The organism is Saccharospirillum impatiens DSM 12546 (assembly GCF_000423605.1).
GTDB lineage: Bacteria > Pseudomonadota > Gammaproteobacteria > Pseudomonadales > Natronospirillaceae > Saccharospirillum > Saccharospirillum impatiens.
Genome location: NZ_AUIH01000050.1, coordinates 1 through 22,233, shown reverse-complemented (window position 1 = coordinate 22,233; position 22,233 = coordinate 1). Strand labels below are relative to the sequence as shown.

General features: G+C 55.5%; 16 protein-coding genes and 1 pseudogene. 9 read left to right on the top strand and 8 right to left on the bottom strand.

The genetic code is table 11. The features are described 5' to 3' along the window. The first annotated feature begins 64 nt into the window (after positions 1-64). Positions 65-943, top strand: a complete 879-nt coding sequence (locus tag G565_RS24760; RefSeq protein WP_051208211.1) for a DUF6444 domain-containing protein — start codon at positions 65-67, stop codon at positions 941-943. Here G565_RS24760 and G565_RS24755 read toward each other — a convergent pair. The 3 genes and pseudogenes from G565_RS24755 to G565_RS0117635 form a co-directional block, all read right to left on the bottom strand. Then, positions 876-2,046, bottom strand: a pseudogene (locus tag G565_RS24755) (IS3 family transposase). The gene G565_RS24760 and the pseudogene G565_RS24755 sit on opposite strands and share 68 nt — an antisense overlap. A 133-nt stretch (positions 2,047-2,179) precedes the next feature. Next, positions 2,180-3,358: a Fic family protein gene (locus tag G565_RS0117640; RefSeq protein ID WP_051208210.1), complete on the bottom strand. Its 1,179-nt coding sequence runs from the start codon at positions 3,356-3,358 to the stop codon at positions 2,180-2,182. Between the two features lie 1,101 nt (positions 3,359-4,459). After that, a complete protein-coding gene (locus G565_RS0117635; protein WP_211227214.1) occupies positions 4,460-5,521 on the bottom strand; it encodes a LacI family DNA-binding transcriptional regulator in 1,062 nt (353 codons plus the stop codon). 89 nt (positions 5,522-5,610) lie between these two features. Between G565_RS0117635 and G565_RS0117630 the strand changes: the two genes are divergently transcribed. Further along, on the top strand, positions 5,611-6,777 hold the full coding sequence (locus G565_RS0117630) for a phytanoyl-CoA dioxygenase family protein (protein ID WP_051208209.1): 1,167 nt from the start codon (positions 5,611-5,613) through the stop codon (positions 6,775-6,777). 39 nt (positions 6,778-6,816) lie between these two features. Here the strand turns inward: G565_RS0117630 and G565_RS0117625 are convergent, their stop codons facing one another. From G565_RS0117625 to G565_RS0117605, 5 genes are all read right to left on the bottom strand, one after another. Then, entirely contained in the window at positions 6,817-7,968 is a 1,152-nt protein-coding gene (locus G565_RS0117625) for a Gfo/Idh/MocA family protein (protein ID WP_028672053.1), read from the bottom strand. Further along, on the bottom strand, positions 7,968-8,768 hold the full coding sequence (gene iolB / locus G565_RS0117620) for a 5-deoxy-glucuronate isomerase (protein ID WP_028672052.1): 801 nt from the start codon (positions 8,766-8,768) through the stop codon (positions 7,968-7,970). The genes G565_RS0117625 and iolB overlap by 1 nt, the downstream gene beginning before the upstream one ends. Before the next feature lie 17 nt (positions 8,769-8,785). Next, entirely contained in the window at positions 8,786-9,772 is a 987-nt protein-coding gene (gene iolG / locus G565_RS0117615; RefSeq protein WP_028672051.1) for an inositol 2-dehydrogenase, read from the bottom strand. 25 nt (positions 9,773-9,797) lie between these two features. Further along, the gene (locus tag G565_RS0117610) at positions 9,798-10,661 is read right to left on the bottom strand and encodes a MurR/RpiR family transcriptional regulator (RefSeq protein WP_028672050.1); all 864 of its coding nucleotides are present in this window, start codon (positions 10,659-10,661) and stop codon (positions 9,798-9,800) included. Positions 10,662-10,812: 151 nt separating this feature from the next. Further along, on the bottom strand, positions 10,813-11,769 hold the full coding sequence (locus tag G565_RS0117605; RefSeq protein WP_084649446.1) for a sugar ABC transporter substrate-binding protein: 957 nt from the start codon (positions 11,767-11,769) through the stop codon (positions 10,813-10,815). Between the two features lie 338 nt (positions 11,770-12,107). Between G565_RS0117605 and G565_RS0117600 the strand changes: the two genes are divergently transcribed. From G565_RS0117600 to G565_RS0117570, 7 genes are all read left to right on the top strand, one after another. After that, entirely contained in the window at positions 12,108-13,244 is a 1,137-nt protein-coding gene (locus G565_RS0117600) for an ABC transporter permease (RefSeq protein WP_028672048.1), read from the top strand. Positions 13,245-13,267: 23 nt separating this feature from the next. After that, positions 13,268-14,077: an ATP-binding cassette domain-containing protein gene (locus tag G565_RS0117595; protein ID WP_028672047.1), complete on the top strand. Its 810-nt coding sequence runs from the start codon at positions 13,268-13,270 to the stop codon at positions 14,075-14,077. 40 nt (positions 14,078-14,117) lie between these two features. Continuing rightward, positions 14,118-15,239: a Gfo/Idh/MocA family protein gene (locus G565_RS0117590; RefSeq protein ID WP_028672046.1), complete on the top strand. Its 1,122-nt coding sequence runs from the start codon at positions 14,118-14,120 to the stop codon at positions 15,237-15,239. Positions 15,240-15,267: 28 nt separating this feature from the next. After that, positions 15,268-17,211: a bifunctional 5-dehydro-2-deoxygluconokinase/5-dehydro-2-deoxyphosphogluconate aldolase gene (locus G565_RS0117585; protein ID WP_028672045.1), complete on the top strand. Its 1,944-nt coding sequence runs from the start codon at positions 15,268-15,270 to the stop codon at positions 17,209-17,211. Between the two features lie 12 nt (positions 17,212-17,223). Beyond that, entirely contained in the window at positions 17,224-19,080 is a 1,857-nt protein-coding gene (gene iolD, locus G565_RS0117580) for a 3D-(3,5/4)-trihydroxycyclohexane-1,2-dione acylhydrolase (decyclizing) (RefSeq protein WP_028672044.1), read from the top strand. 35 nt (positions 19,081-19,115) lie between these two features. Continuing rightward, a complete protein-coding gene (iolE, locus tag G565_RS0117575) occupies positions 19,116-20,015 on the top strand; it encodes a myo-inosose-2 dehydratase (protein WP_028672043.1) in 900 nt (299 codons plus the stop codon). Between the two features lie 184 nt (positions 20,016-20,199). Further along, positions 20,200-21,702 (top strand): CoA-acylating methylmalonate-semialdehyde dehydrogenase, encoded by a 1,503-nt coding sequence (locus tag G565_RS0117570; protein ID WP_028672042.1) that lies wholly within the window; start codon positions 20,200-20,202, stop codon positions 21,700-21,702. The last annotated feature ends 531 nt before the right edge of the window (positions 21,703-22,233 follow it).

The window sequence follows — 22,233 nt, the reverse complement described above, 5'->3', positions numbered from 1 at the left end:
AAAAAATCGCCCATAAAAGGCATGCGATAATACTCGCATCAATTAACGGCGGCAGCATTATTTAATGGCTCACAACCCCATCGATATTAATAAAACAGTTCAGGATGTCGAGCATCTTCTGGCTAAGAGCGATGACGTGCCTCCCGCGCTAGAAGCGGCTATTCACATGCTTCTGACGGTTGTGAAACTATTAGCCGATCGAGCTGGACTGAACAGCCGCAATAGCAGTAAACCACCCGCCAGCGATCCTAACCGCGAGAAAAAGAGCCGGTCTAAAAATGCTAAGCCCGCTGGGGGACAGCAAGGGCACGTAGGAACCAACCTGCAACGAGTGGATGATCCTGATGCGATCAAACATATCGACATTGACCGTCGCACCTTACCTCGCGGAAATTATGTCGATCGCGGTTATGAGTCTCGCCAGCGATTTGATATTCGCATATCCCGCCATGTCACCGAATACCGCGCTCAGGTCTTGGAGAATGAGCGCGGCAAACGATTTGTGGCTCCGTTTCCGCCCGAGCTGAGCAAAGCAACGCAGTATGGTGCCAGCGTTAAAGCCAATGCCGTTTACATGTCGATGTTTCAATTAATACCCTATGAGCGCATCCAAACTCATTTTGCTGAAGTGTTTGATATGCCCCTCAGTGCTGGCAGTCTCTATAACTTCAATGCGGACGCCTATCAACGCCTTGAATTATTTGAAACGTTAAATAAGGTGCAGTTGCGCCAGGCCGCCGGTGCGCTGCATGTTGATGAAACTGGCATCAATGTGGATGGTAAGCGTCTGTGGTTGCATAACGCATCCAACGATCAATGGACGTATATTGCACCGCATGCCAAGTGGAGTGGTCAAGCGTTTTGTGACAACCCAGTTAAGCTGCTTTTCTCAGTTCAGAAACGGCTGATTCGTAATCGCTCGGGCTCGTGTGACCCAGCGTAGAATGCAGTCGCCGACTGTTATAAAACATCACGACGTATTCCAGAATATCCCGCTGCGCCTCAACGCGGGTCTGGTAGTGCCGCCACTGCACACGCTCTTTCTTCAAGCTTGCGAAGAAGCTCTCCGCGACAGCGTTGTCCCAACAATCCCCTTTTGCGGCTCATGCTGCCAACTAAGTCGTAGGCTTGCAGCAGTCGCCGGTAAACGTTGCTGGCGTACTGGGAGCCTCGGTCAGAATGTACGATCAGCCCAGCGCTCGGCTGCCGCTGCCAAATCGCCATGCGTAGGGCGTCTGTCACCAGCTTGGCTTTCATCCGCGAACCCATGCTCCAGCCAACGACCCGTCGACTGAACAAATCGATAGACACCGCCAGGTACAGCCAGCCTTCCTGAGTCCAGATGTAAGTGATGTCAGTCACATACGCTTGATCCGGCTCAGCCGTGGTAAATTCCCAAGGCACTACATTGTCGAACACTGGCTGCTTGTGGTTGCTGTTGGTGGTGACCTTGTGCCTCCTTTGATACCGGGCTTTAACCACCCGCCTCACGCATCATCGACCGCGTCCTGCGCCGGCCAACAGGGTGGCCCAGAGCGTTCAGGGCGTGCTTCATTCGCCGGGACCCGTAGCTGTATTTACTATTTTTGGCGACTTCCTTCACATCAGCAATTATCGTCTCGCGCTCGGAATCTGGCGGCCTGTTGCGTTGACGCTGGCAATACCGATAGTAGGCATTGCGACTGACACCCAAGAGCCGACTCATTACGCCGACTGGCCAGGTCTTCTTGTGCTGGGTGATGAACGCGTATTTCAGCGCGTTTCTTTGGCAAAGGAGACCGTCGCTTTTTTTAAGATCTCGTTCTCCATTTTCAGGCGGCGATTTCCCTCTCGCAATTGAGGAATTTCCGCTTTTTCAGGGGTCAGTATGCCATTACCCTGGAACGCCTGCCCATCGGCTGCTTCATGCTCTTTAATCCAGCGCCCCAATACATTGGCGTTGATCCCAAGACTGCGCGCCGCCTCTGATTTTGAGTATCCCTGCTCCTGTACCAAGCTAATGGCGTCCAGTTTGAACTCTTTCGAATATTGCTTTCTTGTGGTCATGTTCCACGTCCAGTTTCAGGGTGTTATTTCTTAACTGGGTTGGCCACATCCATTAAACCACTTCAATGGCCAGCTGAACCGGGTCGGTCTAGTCGGTCCGGATCAGTGCCCGGGCATCCATTGAACAGTCAGTTCACCCGGCATTGTCCGGGACCATTCCCGGGAACACGGCCTGTGCTGCGTGGAGAGGAATGTTCAGCCGCAACGGAGCTTTAGTACTATCTGACTCCAGCAGAAAACTCTTCGATAACTCATTGACCACACGCCTGGCGCTTCGATCCGGCATACCCAGTACCTCTGGCACTGAGCCTCGCTCGATCGGGCCGTACAGAATGACGTGCTCTATGAGCTTGTCTCCCTTAGCCAGCTTATCGTTGCTGCGCACCCAGCCCAGAAAGTCCCGGGTGAAGGTGTCTGTACGTAAGGTGTGCGTCATGAACTGGACTTGATCCAGAGCGGTTTCCAGAAGGTACCGGGTGAATTCCACCAGGCTGGATTCACTGAGTTGGCCACGGCCGTCCCGATCACCGCGCCGGGGATGATCACAACTCGCTAACAACGCCTTATATCTATTCCTATCCTGTGCGAACCCCCGAGAGACCGACCACAGATTCACGCCTCTCATCGACTTCTTCAGCATGGCGTGCGTGATCAGTCGGGCCACTCGCCCGTTCCCATCGAGCATCGGATGTATCCAGACCAGACGGTGATGAGCCGTCGCGGTGGCCAGCACAAGCTTCCAATCCGGCAAGTTGGTATAACAGTCGTCCCAGCGGTTCATACAGCGATCAATGTCATCTGGTGCCACGGGGATGTGTCGGCCAACACTCACCTCTCTCTGTCGATACGCCCCTGGCACGATCGGTATTCGCTGCTCGGTTTGCGAGTCCCTCATGAAATGCAGATGGTGAGGGAGTGCGCCATAGAACCGGCGATGTATTTCACACACACCAGCCGCGCCAAACCCAATCTCCGCCAACCCATCGTCCTCATCGATCCAACGCTGTACCTCGATGTGAGCTTTGGTCTCTTCCTGGAGATCCCTTTGCCCGGGGTCGTATTCAAACTGGTTTTTGAGGGCCCGGTCAATTTCGATGGGGAGAGTGTTGTGACCTTCGATCAGGTTGGAGTAGTAACAGTTCATGGCTCTAACGAGCTTTGCCAACGCACCCTGGATCTCGCTTAGCTGAGGTGAGGCAATGGAGGCTGATTCTTGGCCAAGGCGCCAGGCAAGGTCACGCAGGGAGTCCATATCTGAGTGATCATCCCGAATAAACATGGGTTCCATCTGTGTTTCTGCGGGTGGTGGCATGGGATCTCCTGGTCCACTTTCTGAGATGAATTGGTCGATATTAGTCGGTTATGGGAGGATACTGGCCGTTTTCTGGCCAGATTCTGGCCGGTTTTAGACCCATTAATTGGCCGGATGAAGTGATGCTATACCTACTGAGCTTAATGTGCAATTAGCCCTATAAGACTTACTATAGAGGGCTTCTTAAAATAATGGCGCTGAACATTTAGCATGCGGAGTTTGCATTTCTGACCGGATCAGTCGTATTTTATGGCCGGTAAAAATTGTTCGTCTGGCCGGTATCTTTTCTAAGTCTGGCCGCTATGAGAAGTCACTGTTCTACATCGGCTTCGGTATCAGTGTTATAGACCAGATAGACTCACCTCTGCTGCAACAAACAAAAATCCGGCTTTCTGCTTGAGGATATTTTCATCGACATCCTGAGCTGAGGGGGCTCTTGAAGCAGAGTTCCCTGACCTTGCGCTTGATTACAGGGCTAATGTGATACAGGGCTAATGGCAAGGGCTAATGTGACACGCACATTAGTCGACTCTCATCCTTCCGATTGAGAACGGTAGTAGTGGAGTCGTCTCTCAGGCAAGTGCCGGGATAGGCGTTCTTTACTCACTGTGATTGTTGGACGAGGTAGTCTTTATGTTGAATTAGTACCTTGCCAAGAGCCAGGCATGGTTTTGGTACCCTTAGAATAGATTCCCGAAATACATTGTTACTTTTACTACTCATCCTCAAGCGTTAGTTTAGACGCAGATAGGGTCGACGCTGGGCTATATCTGTTCCACGGAGGTGTTGGCATAATTGCGGAGCCTTAGATTAACCAGATTTCGTGGAACTTGAGAGCGGCTGTGCAGGTTTTATTGGTGAACTAAACACCCTTGACCGGATGGATCTTCTATACAGAGGTATAAAGTAAGTGAATCCTAGCTTGGAATGTCATTTAATAGAGGGCTTGTGACAAAGTATGCCATGAACGACAGGTGGCCTTTTTTTGATCCGCGAAGCGGGGCGTGTCGTTGGCTAACAGCACAGGGTTCAGTCACCATTCCTGTTGCCTTAATGTAATCGGCCTCTTATGCGGCAATAGTGCTTGAGCCATGCAGCGTTTCAATCCGTTGGGAGGTTGCAGGGGGTCACCACTTGAATGGGTGATGTTTTGGGCAGGTTGGCAATGGCCGAGGCATGCAGGTAGCGCTGACTTACCAGTAATCGCAGGCAGGCCTGACGCAGGTCGGCGCGCAGATCATGGTCAATCACGGCGTGCATACGCTCTGCGCTGAGCAGGCGACGGTTGTCGTCATCCAGGTCATGGCCGATGAAGGCGGTCAGCACCCGGTCACTGTCGCGAAAGGCATCAAGAATGGCGCCATTGCCACCTCCCACACTGTACACGGCACACAGCGCAGGATGTTCTTCTAGCGCTGCGCGCATCCGCTCATAGGTGCCGTGGTAGATGCCCTGGCCGCCGGCGATGTCGACCACAGGAACCTGTGAATAGTGTTCCCGCAGCCAACTGCGAAACCCCATGTCACGCTCTTCTTCACCGCGAAACTGACTGCTACTCATGACTACGGCGATTGCCGGCCAGCTATCGCGACTGCTGCCCAGCCATTGCATCAGAAGGTACGCCGCTGTGCGCCCGGCGGCGCGGTTATCCATGCCAATGTAGTGCGCGCGCTGGCTCTGAGGCAAATCAGTAACCAGGGTTAACACCGGCAACTTATGCTGCGATACCAGCTCGTTCACGGCTGCTGTAATGGCCGGCACGTCGGGCGCTTTTAGAATAATGCCCTGGGAGCTGGACTGGCGACAGCGCTGTAATGTCCGCACCATATCGGGCAGAGTGATGGACTCAAAAAGATGGTATCGCGGGCTGATACGAAACGGTGCCAGGCTCGCCAGTTCAGCCGCTAGCGCCTGTCGCACCTGTTGGCTGAAACGCCTGGGCGCCTGCATCACCACATCAATGTACAGGGTGCGACCGAGTGCCAGGCCCTGACTTTCCTGCTCCGCGAGCTCGGTAAGGGCCTGCTGAATACGCTGTTGAGTCTGATGGTGCACTTGCCCACGCCCATGCAGGGCCCGGTCAACTGTGGCTTTGCTGACTCCTGCCTGGGCAGCAATGCGTTTCAGGGTAAAGCGGCGAATGGCGTCGGGCGAAAGCATCATAAATGAGGTGTTTTTGAGGTTTTTGTGGGTTTATTGCAACACGGTCAGGGCCTAGCATCAAGCCATTACGATAATAACCGGAGCACCCTATGACTGCCTTGCTGACTCGTACCCACGCCGATCCGACGGATATTGACCTTGCCGAATTCACCACCCTCTGCCAGCAATCGACAAAGCTGGATGACTACCTGAATGCGACAGACGTGGAACAGAACGTACTGATCTATGAGCACAGTGCTTTTATCGGACTCAGCGCGGTATCGCGCCAGTCTTTACTGGCTGAGCTGCACCGTGCCCTGTCATCGGGCCCGGGTGTATTGGTCATTCGGGCCGCTTATGCCGACACCAAAGTGGTTGATGCCCACACTCGCGTGTTTGAGCGCATCATGGCGCAGGAAACAGAAGGCCGTATCGCCGGTGATCATTTTGCCGCCGCCGGGGCCAATACCCGAATCTGGAATGCCCTGCAGAAAGCCGCGGAGCAGAATCCGGAGTCTTTTATCGACTATTATGCCAATCCGGTCATACATGCGGTTTCCGAAGCTTGGCTGGGGCCGCATTACCAGTTGACCGCGCAGGTTAATGTGGTGCATCCGGGGGGCCAGGCGCAACAGCCACACCGTGACTTTCCGTTGGGCTTTCAGACCAACGAAATCGCCAGCCAGTTTCCGCTGGCGGTGCACCGTATGTCGCCTTTGCTGACACTTCAGGGTGCCGTGGCCCATACCGATATGCCGGTGGAAACCGGGCCGACTCAGTTTCTGCCGTTTTCGCATCAGTATGAGCTTGGCTATCTGGCCTGGCGGGACGAAGGCTTCAAAGACTTTTTTGCTCAGCATGCGGTGCAGTTGGCCTTGCAAAAGGGTGACCAGGTGTTTTTCAATCCAGCGCTGTTTCACGCCGCTGGTACCAATCGCACCCCGGACCAACACCGTATGGTAAACCTGTTGCAGGTCTCATCGGCCTTTGGGGTGCCCATGGAAACCCTGGATCACGACGCTATGAGTCAGGTCGTATTTCCCACTTTGCTGGCCCGTTATCAGGCGGGCAGTCTCTGCGATACTGCGTTGCAGGGGGTGATTGCTACTGTCGCTCAGGGCTACTCTTTTCCCACCAATCTGGATACGGACCCACCCGTTGGCGGTCTGGCACCACAGACTGGCCAGCAGTTGCTGACCCAGGCGATACAGGAAGGTTGGTCGGTCGGGGCACTGGACGCAGCTCTGGCGGCGCGGCGCGATCGCCGCCGCGCCTGAGAGCATTGCAGCAACTCGGAGGATGGGGCAGCGTCAACTCTAGGGCAACGGCTCCCATTGTCCACCATTGGCCACGGAGCGCAGACAGGTTTCAATGAAATGAATGCCGCGGGCACCGTCCTCGGCGGTGGGAAAGGCGTTGTCGGGCGACAGCGGCTGGCCACTGTCTTTGGCGGTGATAGCCTCCGCCAGATCACGATACAAGGAAGCAAACGCTTCCTGATAACCTTCGGGATGTCCGATGACCACCCGGGTCATCCGGTTGGCGGCCCTGTACAGTCCGGGTCCGCCCTTCACCAGCGTTTGGCGAGGCTGTTCCAGCGGCCGGTAGATCAGTTCATTGGGTTGCTGCTGATACCACTCCAGGCCGCCTTTGCTCCCGAACACCTTTATCGACAAACCGTGCTCTGCGCCAGTAGCCGCCTGAGTGACCCAAATCGTGCCGCGGGCGTTGTTGGCGTATCGGGTCAGTAGAGTGGCGGTATCATGGGCACTGCGTCCGGGTACGACGGTGGTCACGTCAGCGGTAAGATGGCTGGGTTCGACGCCGGTTACAAACGACGCTAGGTGCCAGGCGTGGGTGCCGATGTCGCCCAGAATCAGGGAGGGACCACTCACTTCCGGCTGGAAATGCCAGTTGTCACCCGTTCTTTCTTGCGGAGTCAGCGTCGCCAAATGGCCTTGGGTGTATTCCACCTGTACCTGGCGCAGCTCGCCCAGATCCCCGTTGGCGACCATGGCCCGGGCCTGGCGCACCATGGGGAATCCGGAGTAGGCATAGGCGACGCAAAACAATCTGTTTTGTGCTTTTGCCAATTGCGCCAGTTCATCGGCCTCGGCAGACGTATGTGTCAGCGGCTTTTCACAGAACACGTGGAAGCCCGATCTGAGGGCCTGTTGGGCCAGTGCGAAGTGGCTGTCGTTGGGTGTCATAATGGCAATTACGTCACAGCGGTCATTGCGTTCTGCTTCTGCAGTAATTAACGCATGACCACTGGGGTAACCGCGTGGCACATGCAAGGCCTCGGCAGCTTCTATGGCGCGCTCGGCATTGGACGAAAAAGCACCCGCCACCACTTCGTACAGGCCGTCCATCACGGCACCGCCGCGGTGAATACTGCCAATAAATGAGCCCGGGCCGCCCCCGATAACGCCCAGACGCAGACGGCGTTGATTAGCGTTAACCGACATTATTTCAGCATCCATTCGTGAGCCGGGTCATTGTGGAAGATCCAGGTGCGTTCCGGACCGGCCATGGTATTGAGGTAATACAGGTCGTACCCATGCGGGGCCCCCACTGGATGATAGCCCTCTGGCACCATTACTACGCCGCAGTCTTCCACGGTGATGGTTTCGTCCAGGCTTCGGTCGTCGGTGTACACTCGCTGAAAAGCAAAGCCCTGAGAAGGGTTCATGCGGTGGTAGTAGGTTTCCTCCAGCTGGGTTTCCTGGGGCTTGTCGTCGGTATCGTGTTTGTGTGGCGGATAACTTGACCAGTTACCATTCGGGGTAAATACCTCCACCACCAGCAGGCGTTCTGCTGGAATGTCATTGAACAGTATATTGCAGACCCGGCGCTCGTTAGTGCCCTCGCCGCGGGTGATGTATTCCAGTTCGTCCGGACGGATCAGTCGCGCCGGGTATTTGCCCTCGGCTGGTGCTCGGGAAACGGCCAGTTCCAGATCGGTTTTGGCGTTGACGGTGTATTCATCATGCGGCGGCACATAGACCGCATAGGGTGGTTCTTGTTCAAAAATAGTCATCCGGGCGCCGATATCGGACCAGCTCTGCGTTCGGGTTTTTACGTCTGCTTTGCCGGTCATTAGAACCAGGCAGACCTCAGTCTGCTCTGTGGGCAGGGTCAGGACCTCACCGGCTTTCAGGGTATAGACTTCAAACCCGACGTACTGCCAGTTTGCCGACTGCGGGGTAATGCGTTGAATGCAGCCGATCTTGTCGGGCGCTTGCGGTTTTGACAATAAATGGGACATATTTGGTTCTCCTTTGCTTACAGTTTGACGACCTGGCCAGTGCGCGCGGACTCAACTGCGGCATCAGCCAGCACCAGGGCCATCAAACCGTCGTGTTCGGTGGCCAGGGGCTGTTCTTCACCCTGAACCGATCGGATGAAGTTGTTCAGTTCCACCTGGTAGGCGGCAGCATATCGCTCAAGGAAGAAATGCTGGGGTTTGGCTGAAGTGGCGCCCTCGTCGGTAGTGATCACCACAGTGCTTTCAAGCTGGTTCTCGGCCTGGGCCATGCCTTTGGAGCCCAGTACTTCGATGCGCTGGTCATAACCGTAGGCGGCACGGCGGCTGTTGCTGATCTGGCACAGCTTGCCACTCGGGGTTTTCAAGGTGACCAGGGCGGTATCTACATCGCCGTTGGCGCCTATTTCCGGATCAATCAGACAACTGGCAGTGGCAAAGACTTCATTGGGCTCTTCACCGAGCAGCCAGCGGGCCATGTCCAGATCGTGAATCATCATGTCACGGAACAGTCCGCCGGAAGACTGAACGTATTGGGCCGGCGGCGGTGTCGGATCCCGGCTGGTGATACTGACCATTTCCACGTCACCAATGGCTGCATTGTTGATCTGGGCTTTGACTTCGCTGAAATTCGGGTCATAGCGCCGATTGAAGCCTACCAGGCAAGTGACACCGGCCTTCTGGATAAATTCCAGGCAGGTGCGGGTGCGTTCGGCGCTCAGGTCGATCGGTTTTTCACAAAAAATTGCTATACCAGCCGCTGCGGCCTGCTCAATCAGATCCGCATGGGTGTCTGTCGGGCTGGCAATGATCACAGCATGCACCTCAGGGTCAGCCATGGCAGCTGCAACTGAGGTTACTTTGCCGCCGTAAGTGTCCGCCAGTTTCTGGGCAGACTCGGCAAACAGGTCCACTATGTAGCGCAGGTTAGCCTGCGGATGGTTGGCCACGTTGGCCGCGTGAATAGCGCCAATGCGTCCCGCACCAAACAGACAGATGTTGATCATAACGGATCTCCGATAGAGTTGTGGGTCAGGCCGGGTTATGGGCCATTGACCGGTTTTTATCAAGTCGATACGCCAGTCCGATGGCCAGTGATTGAGCCAGACAGAGCGTAGGCGTAATGGACCGAAAACCGTGAACTTCGGAATCCGGTAGAGTAAAAGCGACAGTGGCGAGTCTGGCCAGGGGGCTCAGTTTGCTGTCAGTAATGACGACGATAGGCACGCCGCGCTCAACGGCAATGCGCACGGTTTCATTGGTCTCGGTGGCATAGGGCCGGAAGCTGATGGCCAGCAGCACATCGTTACTGCCGATGGTACTGGCCTGCTCGCGGATCATACCGCCGACGTTGTCGAGCAGGTGGGCACGGCGGTCAATGTGACGCAGGGCATAGGCAAAGTAAGCAGCTGGTACGAAGGAGCGCCGCACCCCAATGATGTGGGTGGCATCGGCACCGGCCAGAATATCAATGGCCTGGTCCAGGTCGGCAGCCGGTATATGGCTCTCCAGGGCTTGCAATGCCATGGTATCGGCATGCGTGAATTCGCCCAGCAACTGGGACGGAGACTGGGTACCCGGATCACCCAGGGTTTCTCTGGCGATCCGGATCCTTTCGGTATAACTGGGACTGTCCTGCAATAGCTTTTGCTGAAACAGACTCTGCATTTCAGTGAATCCGCTGTAGCCAAGAGCATTGGCGAACCGCACCAGAGTCGACGGGTGTACCTGGGCATCCTTGGCTATAACTGTGACGGTGCCAAAGGCGATCTCGCTCGGATGATCCATCAGGTACTGGGCGACTTGACGCAGGCGCTTACTGAAGCTGTCGTAACGCTCAGTAATGGCATTCTGCAGATCGCTCAGGGTTTCGGGCGCGATAGTGATGTCCGTCATTTGCAATATCCTTTGTTCGAGTGGTGTTAGAGCTCACTCAAAATGGAATGAAATTTCCAAGATTGCAATAGTGGGATAGTTTTTATGATTTCAAGTGGGTACAGCATGAGGCAGGTGAGGCCCGAATCGGGCACCACCTGCCAATAGCAGATTAGCGAACTTCACCTGCCAGTTCTTCTACCAGTGAGATGTTGTCGGCGGTAATGAAACCAGGACCCGAGTTCATGTTGTTGCTGGGGATGATCCCGTAACGAGAGTACAGCGACAGCATGACTACCGGCATATAACCCTGAAGGTACGGTTGCTGGTCGATAGCAAAGGCAATGGTGCCAGACTTGATAGCATCGGCAATCTTGCCGCTCAGGTCAAAGGTGGCAAAGTGTACGTCACCGTCCCGGCGGATGTTTTCCAGTGCGTTTATGGTGGGATGAGCTGAGTTGGGGCCCACAGCCAATATGCCATTCACTTCCGGATGCTGGCGCAGGTAGGCTTCTACACGACGCTGAACCTCCGTCGGGTCAATACCAGTGTCGATCATACGACCGCTCAGATCCATATCCAGGGCATCGGCATAACCCTGACAGCGTTCTACAGAGGCGGGGTTGGTAATATAGTGGTTGACACACACAAACTCCGTTACGCCCGCTTCCGCAGCACGCTCACCAGCGCCAAAACCGGCGTCATACTCTGGTTGACCAATGTGCAGCAGAGCACCCAACTCTCGGCTCTGTTCTGCCGTCCCGGAGTTAATAGTAATGACTGGAATGCCACGACGCACGGCGTTTTTGATGGGCGCTTCCAGAACATTGAAATCGGCAATGCTCACAATGATGCCGTCTGGGTTGGAGGCGGTGGCCTGCTCAACGATGCGGGCCATTTGAGCTAAATCGCCATTGGTGGGGTTGCGGTATTCAACATCCGCATCCATAGCTTCCCCGGCTTCACTCACCGCATTGCGAATAGTATTCCACCAGGTGTCAGAATCTGGCGCGTGGCTGATCAGCACAAAGCGTTCCTGGGCCATTGCACTCATGGGGGCAGTGGCGGCTGCGATAACCAGCAGGCTTGTCGACAGTAGGGTAAAGAGGGTCTTTCTTATAGGTTTCATTATTTTCTCTCCTCGCTGGGCAGTGGCACTGACACCGGATGAATCCCGGCCATCTATAGTTGTGCACACCTAACCCGATTAATATGAAATTATTGTTCTCTAACGAGTTAAAATGGAAAATTAATTCCATCTGGCGAGAAAGATGGACTCGACTTGGGGTTTTGTCAAGCATTTGCAGAGAAATAAAAAAGGTAATTTCCATTTTGTTTGACAAATAGAAAATTTATTCTATTCTAGCATTAACCAGTACGGCGGCATAAAAAAAATAGCGCCGCTTCCTGTTTGATCCACGCCAAAAAAACAGCCTAAAAAATTACAACCAATGAGGTGTCCTAGACATGTCGGTTTCAACTACCCCCGAGAACCGGCCCGGCAATGTGCCCGGCCAAGCCACTGACGAACGAGTACGTAAGGTGTCGACGCTCAACAAATTGCTGAGCAGACCAGAGCTGGGTTCAATTTCCGGTGCCATTCTGGTGTTCATCTTTTTTATCCTGATCGCTGGCGATTCCGGCATGTTCAGCCCCAGCGGGGTGCTCAACTGGAGTACGGTGTCGGCTCAACTGGGCATCATCGCCATAGGTGCGTGTATGTTGATGATCGGCGGTGAATTCGATCTGTCCATCGGGTCCATGATCGGGTTTGCCGGGATGATGATCGCCATACCCACTATGTACTGGGATTGGCCTATCTGGACATCCATCATTTTCGCGTTCGCGCTGGCGCTGTCCATTGGTTTTACCATCGGTTATATCGTGGTGCGCACCGGGTTGCCGTCGTTCATTGTTAGTCTGGCGTTTCTGTTCATTCTTCGCGGTTTCACCATTGCTCTGGCACTGCTGTTTACCAACCGGACCATCGTCGGTGGCGTACGCGGTGCGGCGGAAGGCGACATGCTGGCGGCGGTCTTTGGTGGCACCATTGGGACCTGGCTGTTCCAGTGGCTGGCTGACATCGGTCTGATGGCGGCTTATCCAGATGGTACTCCCATAGTGGACGGCATTCCCATGGTCATTGTCTGGTGGTTCCTGCTGGCGCTGGTGGCCAGCTGGGTATTGCTGCGTACCAAGTACGGCAACTGGATTTTCGCCACCGGCGGTGACAGCAAGGCGGCAAAAAATGTCGGCGTACCCACCGACCGAGTCAAAATCAGTCTGTTCATGTTCACCGCGTTCTGCGCCACGGTTCTGGCCGCCTGTCAGGTTCTGGAGTTTGGCTCGGCCGCTGCGGACCGGGGACTGCTGAAAGAGTTTGAAGCCATTATTGCCGTAGTCATCGGCGGCGCCCTGCTGACGGGTGGTTATGGTTCAGTAGTTGGCGCCTGTTTCGGGGCGTTGATCTTCGGGGTGGTTCAGATGGGCATCTATTTTTCCGGTATTAATTCGGATTGGTTTCGGGTGTTCCTGGGCGGCATGCTTTTGATCGCTGTAATGTTCAATAATGTGATCCGCAAACGGGTCACCGAAGCCCAGTAATCGGCTGTAGCAGGAGAATTAGCATGAGTGACTATGTACTGGAATTAAAAAAAGTCAGCCGTTTTTTCGGCAGCGTTATTGCCCTGAAAGACATTAATATGCAAGTAAAACTGGGCGAAGTGCACTGTCTGCTGGGTGACAACGGAGCCGGCAAGTCCACTCTGATCAAAACCCTTGCCGGGGTGCACAAACCGAGTGAAGGCGAATTTCTGATCGAGGGCAAACCGGTGCGGTTCAAATCTCCCCGGGACGCACTGGATTATGGCATCGCCACTGTCTATCAGGATCTGGCACTCGTACCTCTGATGAGTGTGACCCGAAATTTTTTCATGGGTCGCGAGATCACTAAAGGCTGGGGGCCGTTCAAGCAGTTTGACACCCAGCGTGCCAATGATATAGCCCAGAAGGGCCTGGCCGACATTGGCATTAAGGTGCGTGATCCGGAGCAGGCCATCGGCACCATGTCCGGTGGTGAACGTCAGTGTCTGGCCATTGCCAGGGCTATTCATTTCGGAGCCAAGGTGCTGATTCTGGACGAACCGACTGCGGCGCTAGGGGTAAAACAGTGTGCTGCGGTGCTCAGAGTAGTAGCTCAGGCCAGGGCCAAGGGTCTGGCGGTTATTTTGATCACTCACAACGTCCACCATGCGTACCCGGTAGCCGACCGATTTACGTTGCTGAACCGGGGACACAGTCTGGGTACGTTCATGAAAGCTGATGTCACTCGTGAGGAAGTTCTCGAAATGATGGCCGGTGGTGAAGAAATGGAGCAACTGGAGTCTGAACTCGCCGAGTTTGCACGTTCCGATGAAAAAGAATCCGCTACCGCCTGAGAAACGGAACGACAGGCAAACTATTTACCAGGAGAAGTGCATGCAACGCCTACGTATCGGATTAATTGGTACGGGCTTTATGGGTAAGGCGCACGCTATTGCCTTCAAGGCCGCGCCGACTGTGTTTTCGCTGAACGCAGGGGTGGATTGCGAACTGCTCGCCGAGGTGTCTGACAGTCTGGCGGCGGACAAAGCCCGTGAGCTCGGGTTCCGTCGGTCTACGGGTGACTGGAAGACGCTGGTCAATGACCCGGACGTTGATGTGGTCGACATCTGCTCCCCTAATTTTTTGCACAAGGAAATGGCCCTGGCTGCGATCGCGGCGGGTAAGTCGGTGTACTGTGAAAAGCCGCTGGCCATCAACGCCGCGGATGCCCTTGAAATGACTCTGGCCGCAGAAAGAGCCGGAGTGAAGACCCTGGTGGGTTTCAATTACATGCGCAATCCGGCGTCCCAGCTAGCGCGGGAAATAATTGCGGCCGGAGAAATCGGTGAGATCGTGCATTTTCGCGGTACGCATAATGAAGACTATCTGGCCGACCCACTGGAGCCGCACAGCTGGCGCCTGAAGCGGGAATTTTCCGGCAGCGGTACCCTGGGAGACATGGGGGCACACATTATCAATATGGCCCACTATCTGGTGGGTGATATTGCCGCTCTCAGTGGCGACCTGCAGACAGTGATTTCCGAACGTCCAGTAGCTGGACAGCCAGGCCAAACCGCCCGGGTCGAAAATGAAGATCAGGCTCATGCCATGGTGCGATTTGCCAGCGGCGCCATGGGCACCCTGGAAACCAGTCGGGTGGCCTGGGGCCGCAAAATGGGGCTGACTTATGAAATCACTGGTACCAAAGGCACCCTGGTGTTTGACCAGGAGCGCATGAGTGAACTGAAACTGTTTACTGCCAACGATCCCAGAAACCGTCAGGGCTTTCGTACCCTGCTGATGGGCCCAGAGCATCCGGATTATGTGAATTTCTGTGTTGGCCCCGGCCACGGCATTGGTTTCAACGACCAGAAGATTATTGAAATTCGCGACTTGGTAGAGGGCCTGACGGAAGACAAGCCCCTGTGGCCGGATTTCCGCGCCGCCTATGAAGTGAGTCAGGTTATTGACGCCTGGGAGCAATCTCACGCTAACGGCCAGTGGATCACCTTGTGACCCCGATTCAGGACAAGAGACCTATATTATGAAAAACACAGCAAACACGCCTGGGGCGGCCCGGCCATTGGATGTCATCTGCCTGGGCCGTGCCGCAGTAGACCTGTATTCCCAGCAGGTGGGCAGTCGCCTGGAAGACGTCCACAGTTTCGCCAAATACCTGGGCGGTTCGTCCGGTAATATCGCCTATGGCACCGCACGGCTGGGCCTGAAGTCAGCCATGTTGACCCGTGTCGGTGACGAGCACATGGGTCGTTTTGTACGTGAAGAGCTGGCTCGTGCCGGCGTTGACGTCAGTCATGTGGTGACTGATCCCGAACGCCTTACTGGTTTGGTCATCCTGGGGATCAAAGACCAGGAGACATTTCCCCTGATTTTTTACCGCAATGACTGCGCGGATATGGCCGTGAGCCAGGACGACTTCGACCCGGAATTCATCGCCTCCAGTAAAGCCCTGCTGATTACCGGGACGCATTTTTCTACTCCAGAAACCTTTAGCGCTAGCCGTAAGGCGATGGACTATGCAAAGGCCGCCGGAACCAGGGTCATTCTTGATATCGACTACCGCCCGGTGCTTTGGGGCCTGACCGGTCTGGGCGAAGGTGAAAACCGCTTTGTGTCGTCTGATTCTGTGACCCAGCATCTGCAGAGCATTTTGCCGGACCTGGATCTGATTGTGGGCACGGAAGAGGAAGTCCACATAGCTGGCGGCAGTGAAGACACCCTGACGGCTCTGCGCACGATCCGCCGTCTAACCGATGCCAGTATCGTTCTCAAACTGGGCGCACAGGGCTGTACGGTCATTGACGGTGAGATCCCCGGTCATATGGATGATTGCATCGTCCATACCGGTGTTCGGGTCGACGTACTGAACGTACTGGGTGCCGGCGATGCTTTTCTATCCGGTTTTCTGCGCGGATGGGTTCGAGGCGAATCGCATGAGCGCAGCAGTGCCTATGCCAACGCCTGCGGAGCACTGGTGGTGTCTCGTCATGGCTGTGCGCCGGCGATTCCCGATGCTGCAGAGCTGGACGACTACCTGAAGCATGCCGAGGCCATAGCCAGACCCGATCAGGATGTCCGGCTCAACCGCCTGCACCGGGTGGCCAGTCGTCGGCGTCCCCGGTGGCCAGATATTTACGGTCTGGCTTTTGACCACCGCAAGCAACTGTTTGACATGGCTCAGGATACCGGCGCTGATCCTGAACGGATCAAACATCTGAAGATGTTATTGATCCAGGCCGCTGAAGACGGTGCCCGGCGCGGTGGTGTCTCCGACCAGGTGGGTGTACTGATTGATGATACCTACGGTCAGGCAGCGCTGAATGCAGTGACTGGGCGCGGCTGGTGGATTGGCCGGCCGGTGGAACTGCCTACTTCTTTGCCGCTTGAGCTGGAGGGTGGGCGTTCTATCGGCTCACGGCTACAGACTTGGCCCATCGAGCATATCGTCAAGTGCCTGGTGTTTTACCATCCAGACCAGGCGATCGATCTGCGACGTCAGCAGGAACGTCAGGTTCAGGAACTGTACCAAGCCTGCCTGGCGTCCGGCCATGAACTGCTCTTGGAAGTGATTCCGCCCCGGGACCTTCCCGCTGATGACCAAACGCTGCCGCGAGCCATGCAACGGTTCTACAATCTTGGAGTGTACCCGGACTGGTGGAAACTGCCGGCGCCGTCACGCGCAACCTGGAAACAACTGGAAGAGTGCATTACTGAACGTGACCCAAGCTGTCACGGAGTGGTGTTGCTGGGATTAGATGCCCCGTTGGAAGAACTCAAGCGGGAATTCAACCACAGTGCCGGGTTCAGTATCTGCAGAGGCTTTACGGTAGGCCGGACCTTATTCGGTAGCTCAAGCCGTGCCTGGCTGGCCGATGATATAGATGACGCCACCCTGGTTCAGCAGGTGAGCGACAATTACGTTGAGCTGATTCAATGCTGGCAGGCTCGTGCTGCTGACCAAGCCTGAGGAGGGACCACCATGGCCACCATTCGTCTGACCATGGCACAAGCGCTGGTGCGGTATCTGGCCGCGCAGAAGATCGACACCGGGGCCGGGGTTTATCCCCTGTTCGAAGGTGTTTTCGGCATTTTCGGGCACGGCAACGTTGCTGGGCTGGGGGAGGCGTTGCACGCTCACCGCGACCGATTGCCGACGTTTCGGGCTCACAACGAGCAGGGCATGGCGCATGCTGCTATCGCCTTCGCCAAGGCGCACCGGCGTCAGCGCATGATGGCCTGTACCAGTTCCATCGGCCCGGGTGCCACCAACATGGTGACAGCGGCCGGGCTCGCCCACGCGAATCGATTACCTGTGCTGTTTTTGCCCGGTGATGTGTTTGCCAACCGGACACCAGACCCGGTACTCCAGCAGGTTGAGCATTTCGGTGAACCCGGTGTCAGTGTCAATGACTGCTTCCGTCCGGTGAGCCGCTATTTTGATCGCATTACCCGTCCGGAGCAGATCATTACCAGCTTGCCTGTGGCGATACAGACTCTGCTGGACCCAGCCGACTGTGGTCCGGCAACGATTGCGCTCTGTCAGGATGTTCAGGCTGAAGCCTACGATTACCCGACGGCATTTTTTGCTGAAACCGTGCACCGCATTCGCCGGCCGCAACCCGAACCAAATGAGCTGGCCCATGTGCTAGGCCTGATTCGCGCTGCCAAAAAGCCGGTCATAGTGGCCGGAGGCGGCGTGCATTACGCCCGCGCTGCTGGGGCTCTGACTGTGTTTGCCGAGAGTCATGGTATTCCGGTTACGGAGACTCAAGCCGGAAAAGGGGCCTTGAGATGGGACCATCCGTTGAGCGCAGGCGCTGTAGGTGTCACCGGTACCACGGCGGCCAATACCCTGATAGCAGAGGCCGATCTGATACTGGCCGTAGGGACTCGACTGCAGGACTTTACCACCGCCTCACGCACCCTGTTTGGCCGAGTTGAGGCACCGCTGGTGCAGCTAAATGTGGGCCGGTTCGATGCCAGCAAGCATCAGGCGGTGCCACTGCAGTCCGACGCACTGGCGGGACTGCAAGCGTTGACCAAGGCGCTTGGCGACTGGCACTCCGATGACGCCTGGCCGGTTCGAGTTCGTCTTTTGGCCGCTGAATGGCAGAGCTACTATGACCAGGTAACAGCGCCGGAGACAACTGACTCACCCACCGGTCTGCCGTCGGATGCCCAGGTGCTGGGTGCCGTAAAACGCCAGTCTGCCCCAAGGGATGTCGTGGTATGCGCTGCGGGTGGTCTGCCGGGCGAATTGCACAAACTCTGGAGAACCGACGACCCGGATGCTTATCACGTCGAATATGGGTTTTCCTGTATGGGTTACGAGATCGCCGGAGGACTGGGCGTCAAGATGGCACACCCGGATCGAGACGTCTTTGTCGTGGTCGGCGACGGCTCCTACATGATGCTCAATTCAGAACTGGCCACCAGCGTGATGATGGGTCACAAAATCATCGTGGTGGTGCTCGACAACCGCGGCTATGGGTGCATCAACCGGTTGCAGAACGCCACCGGTGGAGCGTCGTTCAATAACCTGCTGGAAGACTGCTACACCGTACCCGATGGCGCACCCAAGCTGGATTTCGCGGCGCACGCCCGCGCTCTGGGCGCCGAAGCTGAACGAGTGGAAGACATTGCTCAGCTTGAGGCGGCCCTGCAGCGGGCACGTTCTTCTGATCGATCCTATGTGGTGACCCTGGATACGGATCCATACATCACGACCGATGGTGGACAGTGGTGGGATGTCGCTGTGCCGGAAGTATCGGACCGCAATACTGTCCAACAGGCGCGGGCCGGCTATCAAGCCAGTAAAGGCAAGCAACCCTACTGATCGAATTGATCATGAAATTATTAGAGGTATCAACTATGAGTGTACGCATAGGTATCAACCCCATTACCTGGACCAACGACGACATGCCGGAATTGGGGGCGGAGACATCTCTGGAAACTTGTTTAAGTGAAGGCAAAGAAGCGGGCTACGCTGGTTTTGAGCTGGGCAATAAGTTCCCCCGCACGCCAGAAGCTCTCGGGCCTATTCTGCGCGATCACAGGCTTGATCTGGTCTCCGGTTGGTACAGCGCTCACCTGCTGACGCGCACGGCCGAAGACGAAATTGCCGCGGTCCAGGACCACCTGCACCTGTTAAAGAGTCTGGGCGCCAAAGTGATGGTATTTTGCGAAGTCACCGGCGCCGTGCATGGCGATCAAAATACGCCAGTGTCTCAGCGTCCGGTAATGACCGATGATCAGTGGGCCAGTTTTACCGAACGGCTGAATACAGTGGCGGACTACTGTTATGCACAGGGCGTACAGCTGGCTTACCATCACCACATGGGTACCGTTGTGGAGACAGAAACCGACGTGCGTCGACTGATGGACGCCACTCATTCTTCGCTCGGCCTTTTGCTGGACACCGGCCACATGCATTTTGCCGGAGGCGATTGTGCAGCACTGCAGCGGGACTACGCCGACCGTATTAACCACGTGCATTGCAAAGACATCCGCCCCGAGGTACTGGCTGACGTAAAAAACCGCGATATGAGCTTTCTGGATGCCATGCTCACTGGAGCCTTTACCGTACCTGGTGATGGCTGCATCGATTACCCAACCCTGTTTAAAGGTCTGAAGAAAAGCGACTATCAGGGTTGGCTGGTCGTAGAGGCGGAACAGGACCCGGCTGTTGCCCACTCCCTGACGTACGCCAAAATGGGCTACGCTGGCCTCACCAAAGCCTGCTCTGAAGCCGACCTGAAGGTCGAGGCCTAAAACTGGTTCTAAGGTAATTTTTGGCGCGACCGGAGGGCATCCCGTGTCATCCGCGAACAGATAACCGGGGCCATCAAGGTCGTAGCGAGGCATATTAAGGCCGAAATACTGGGGCTCGAGTTTAGCATCCGTTGTACGATGCAGAAATTGACACATACGGACAAACATTAAAAGGTACTCCAAAATGAACACACTAGGACACTACATAGACGGTCAGCGCGTCACCAGCACCAGCGGCCGTGACGCCCCCGTCTACAACCCTGCCACCGGAGAGGAAGCCAGTCGCGTCGCCATGGCAAGTGCCGACGAAGCTCGCTCGGCTGTCACTTCTGCCCAGGCCGCCTTGCCGGGCTGGAGTCGGATATCGCCCCTCAAGCGAGCCCGTATCATGTTCCGCTTCAAAGCACTGCTGGAGCGTGACGCCGATAAAATCGCCCGGCAGCTCAGCCTGGAACACGGCAAAGTCCTTTCCGATGCCATGGGGGAACTGACCCGGGGTATGGAAGTGGTTGAATTCGCCTGTGGCATTCCGCACTTATTAAAAGGTGAGCATTCCCTGAATGTGGGTACAGGCGTAGACAGCTATTCCATGATGCAGCCCGTAGGCGTATGTGCTGGCATATCGCCGTTTAATTTCCCGGCCATGGTGCCGATGTGGATGTTCCCGGTGTCCATTGCCTGCGGCAACACCTTTGTCATGAAGCCCTCAGAAAAAGATCCGACTGTACCCATGATGCTGGCTGAACTGCTGACTGAGGCTGGCTTGCCCCAGGGTGTTTTCAATGTCGTCAATGGCGACAAGGAAGCCGTAGACGTGCTGCTGACGGACGACCGCGTTCAGGCAGTCGGATTTGTTGGCTCCACGCCGATCGCAGAGTATATCTACGAGACCGCCTCAAAGCATGGCAAGCGGGTGCAGGCCCTGGGCGGTGCCAAGAACCACATGGTTATCATGCCGGATGCAGACCCGGAACAGGTGGTAAATTCCCTCCTGGGTGCAGCGTACGGTTCTGCCGGCGAACGCTGCATGGCCATTTCCGTGGCCGTATGTGTGGGCGATGAAGTGGCCGACAACCTGGTTCGGGACCTGAAGTCAGAAGTAAAAAAGCTGACAGTCGGGCCCGGAACTGGACAGATTCCGGAACCCCATATGGGTCCGCTGGTCACCCGTGAGCACGCCGCCAAGGTCCGTGATTACATCAGCACCGGCGCAGAAGAGGGCGCCACGCTCGTGGTTGACGGTCGCGATTTTGTCGCCAAAGACAATGAACAGGGCTATTTTGTCGGTGCCACACTGTTTGATCACGTCAAGCCGGGCATGCGCATCTATCAGGAAGAGATCTTCGGTCCGGTACTCTGTGTTGTACGAGTCGGCTCCTACGAGGAGGCACTGGCAATGGTCAATGCCCACGAGTACGGCAACGGCACCGCAATCTTTACCCGCGACGGCGATACTGCCCGCCAGTATACCGAGCAAGTACAGGTTGGCATGGTCGGGGTTAACGTACCTATTCCTGTGCCTATGGCGTTCCATAGTTTTGGTGGCTGGAAGCGTTCCCTGTTCGGCCCGTTGCACATGCATGGCCCTGATGGCGTGCGTTTCTACACCCGCATGAAGACAGTAACCGCGCGCTGGCCTACGGGCATTCGTGCTGGGGCAGAATTCTCCATGCCCACGATGAAATAGTACACACGGGCTTGCAGCCAGTCTTTCAGAACGCCTCCAATTGAGAGGCATTTTGCTATCACTGGTTTGCTCTGATTATAGCGCTCGTGCGTATCTCTTTGCTAGGAGTGAACAAGTATGCAAAGTCGCACAGAAATTCGGAGTTTCCCTAGACATACACAGCCATCACCACGCGGAGATAAGCGAATATAGGTTTTTAGTCTTGTAATTGGTTGCATAGGTTACTAGCAGGCTGTTGAAATTCTCAGGATTTCGGCGGCCTGCTACCGGTATATGGATATACCAGCAAAATCAATGACGCCTAAGTCATTGATTTTTTAAGAAAAGTAAAAATCGCAATGTTTTTTTTCGTGTTTTGGAAAAGGCAGGAACCCTTTTTCAACAACCTGCTAGGGTTTTGATCAGACCGCACATAATTAAGCTACAAAGCAAAAACTATCGTAACTATTCAGCGTCCAAACCAGTTTCTCGCAGCTTCACCTGAATAAACTCAGGCCACGTACCTGTAAACAAGCACTCTAAAGCCTCACC

Bases quoted from the DNA above. Each gene is read 5' to 3' on its own strand.
- G565_RS0117585 (WP_028672045.1), top strand. From the start codon at position 15,268: ATGAAAAACACAGCAAACACGCCTGGGGCGGCCCGGCCATTGGATGTC.
- G565_RS0117600 (WP_028672048.1), top strand. From the start codon at position 12,108: ATGTCGGTTTCAACTACCCCCGAGAACCGGCCCGGCAATGTGCCCGGC.
- G565_RS0117570 (WP_028672042.1), top strand. From the start codon at position 20,200: ATGAACACACTAGGACACTACATAGACGGTCAGCGCGTCACCAGCACC.
- G565_RS0117595 (WP_028672047.1), top strand. From the start codon at position 13,268: ATGAGTGACTATGTACTGGAATTAAAAAAAGTCAGCCGTTTTTTCGGC.
- iolG (WP_028672051.1), bottom strand. From the start codon at position 9,772: ATGATCAACATCTGTCTGTTTGGTGCGGGACGCATTGGCGCTATTCAC.
- G565_RS0117590 (WP_028672046.1), top strand. From the start codon at position 14,118: ATGCAACGCCTACGTATCGGATTAATTGGTACGGGCTTTATGGGTAAG.
- G565_RS24760 (WP_051208211.1), top strand. From the start codon at position 65: ATGGCTCACAACCCCATCGATATTAATAAAACAGTTCAGGATGTCGAG.
- iolE (WP_028672043.1), top strand. From the start codon at position 19,116: ATGAGTGTACGCATAGGTATCAACCCCATTACCTGGACCAACGACGAC.
- iolD (WP_028672044.1), top strand. From the start codon at position 17,224: ATGGCCACCATTCGTCTGACCATGGCACAAGCGCTGGTGCGGTATCTG.
- G565_RS0117635 (WP_211227214.1), bottom strand. From the start codon at position 5,521: ATGATGCTTTCGCCCGACGCCATTCGCCGCTTTACCCTGAAACGCATT.
- G565_RS0117630 (WP_051208209.1), top strand. From the start codon at position 5,611: ATGACTGCCTTGCTGACTCGTACCCACGCCGATCCGACGGATATTGAC.
- G565_RS0117610 (WP_028672050.1), bottom strand. From the start codon at position 10,661: ATGACGGACATCACTATCGCGCCCGAAACCCTGAGCGATCTGCAGAAT.
- G565_RS0117625 (WP_028672053.1), bottom strand. From the start codon at position 7,968: ATGTCGGTTAACGCTAATCAACGCCGTCTGCGTCTGGGCGTTATCGGG.
- G565_RS0117605 (WP_084649446.1), bottom strand. From the start codon at position 11,769: ATGAAACCTATAAGAAAGACCCTCTTTACCCTACTGTCGACAAGCCTG.
- G565_RS0117640 (WP_051208210.1), bottom strand. From the start codon at position 3,358: ATGCCACCACCCGCAGAAACACAGATGGAACCCATGTTTATTCGGGAT.
- iolB (WP_028672052.1), bottom strand. From the start codon at position 8,768: ATGTCCCATTTATTGTCAAAACCGCAAGCGCCCGACAAGATCGGCTGC.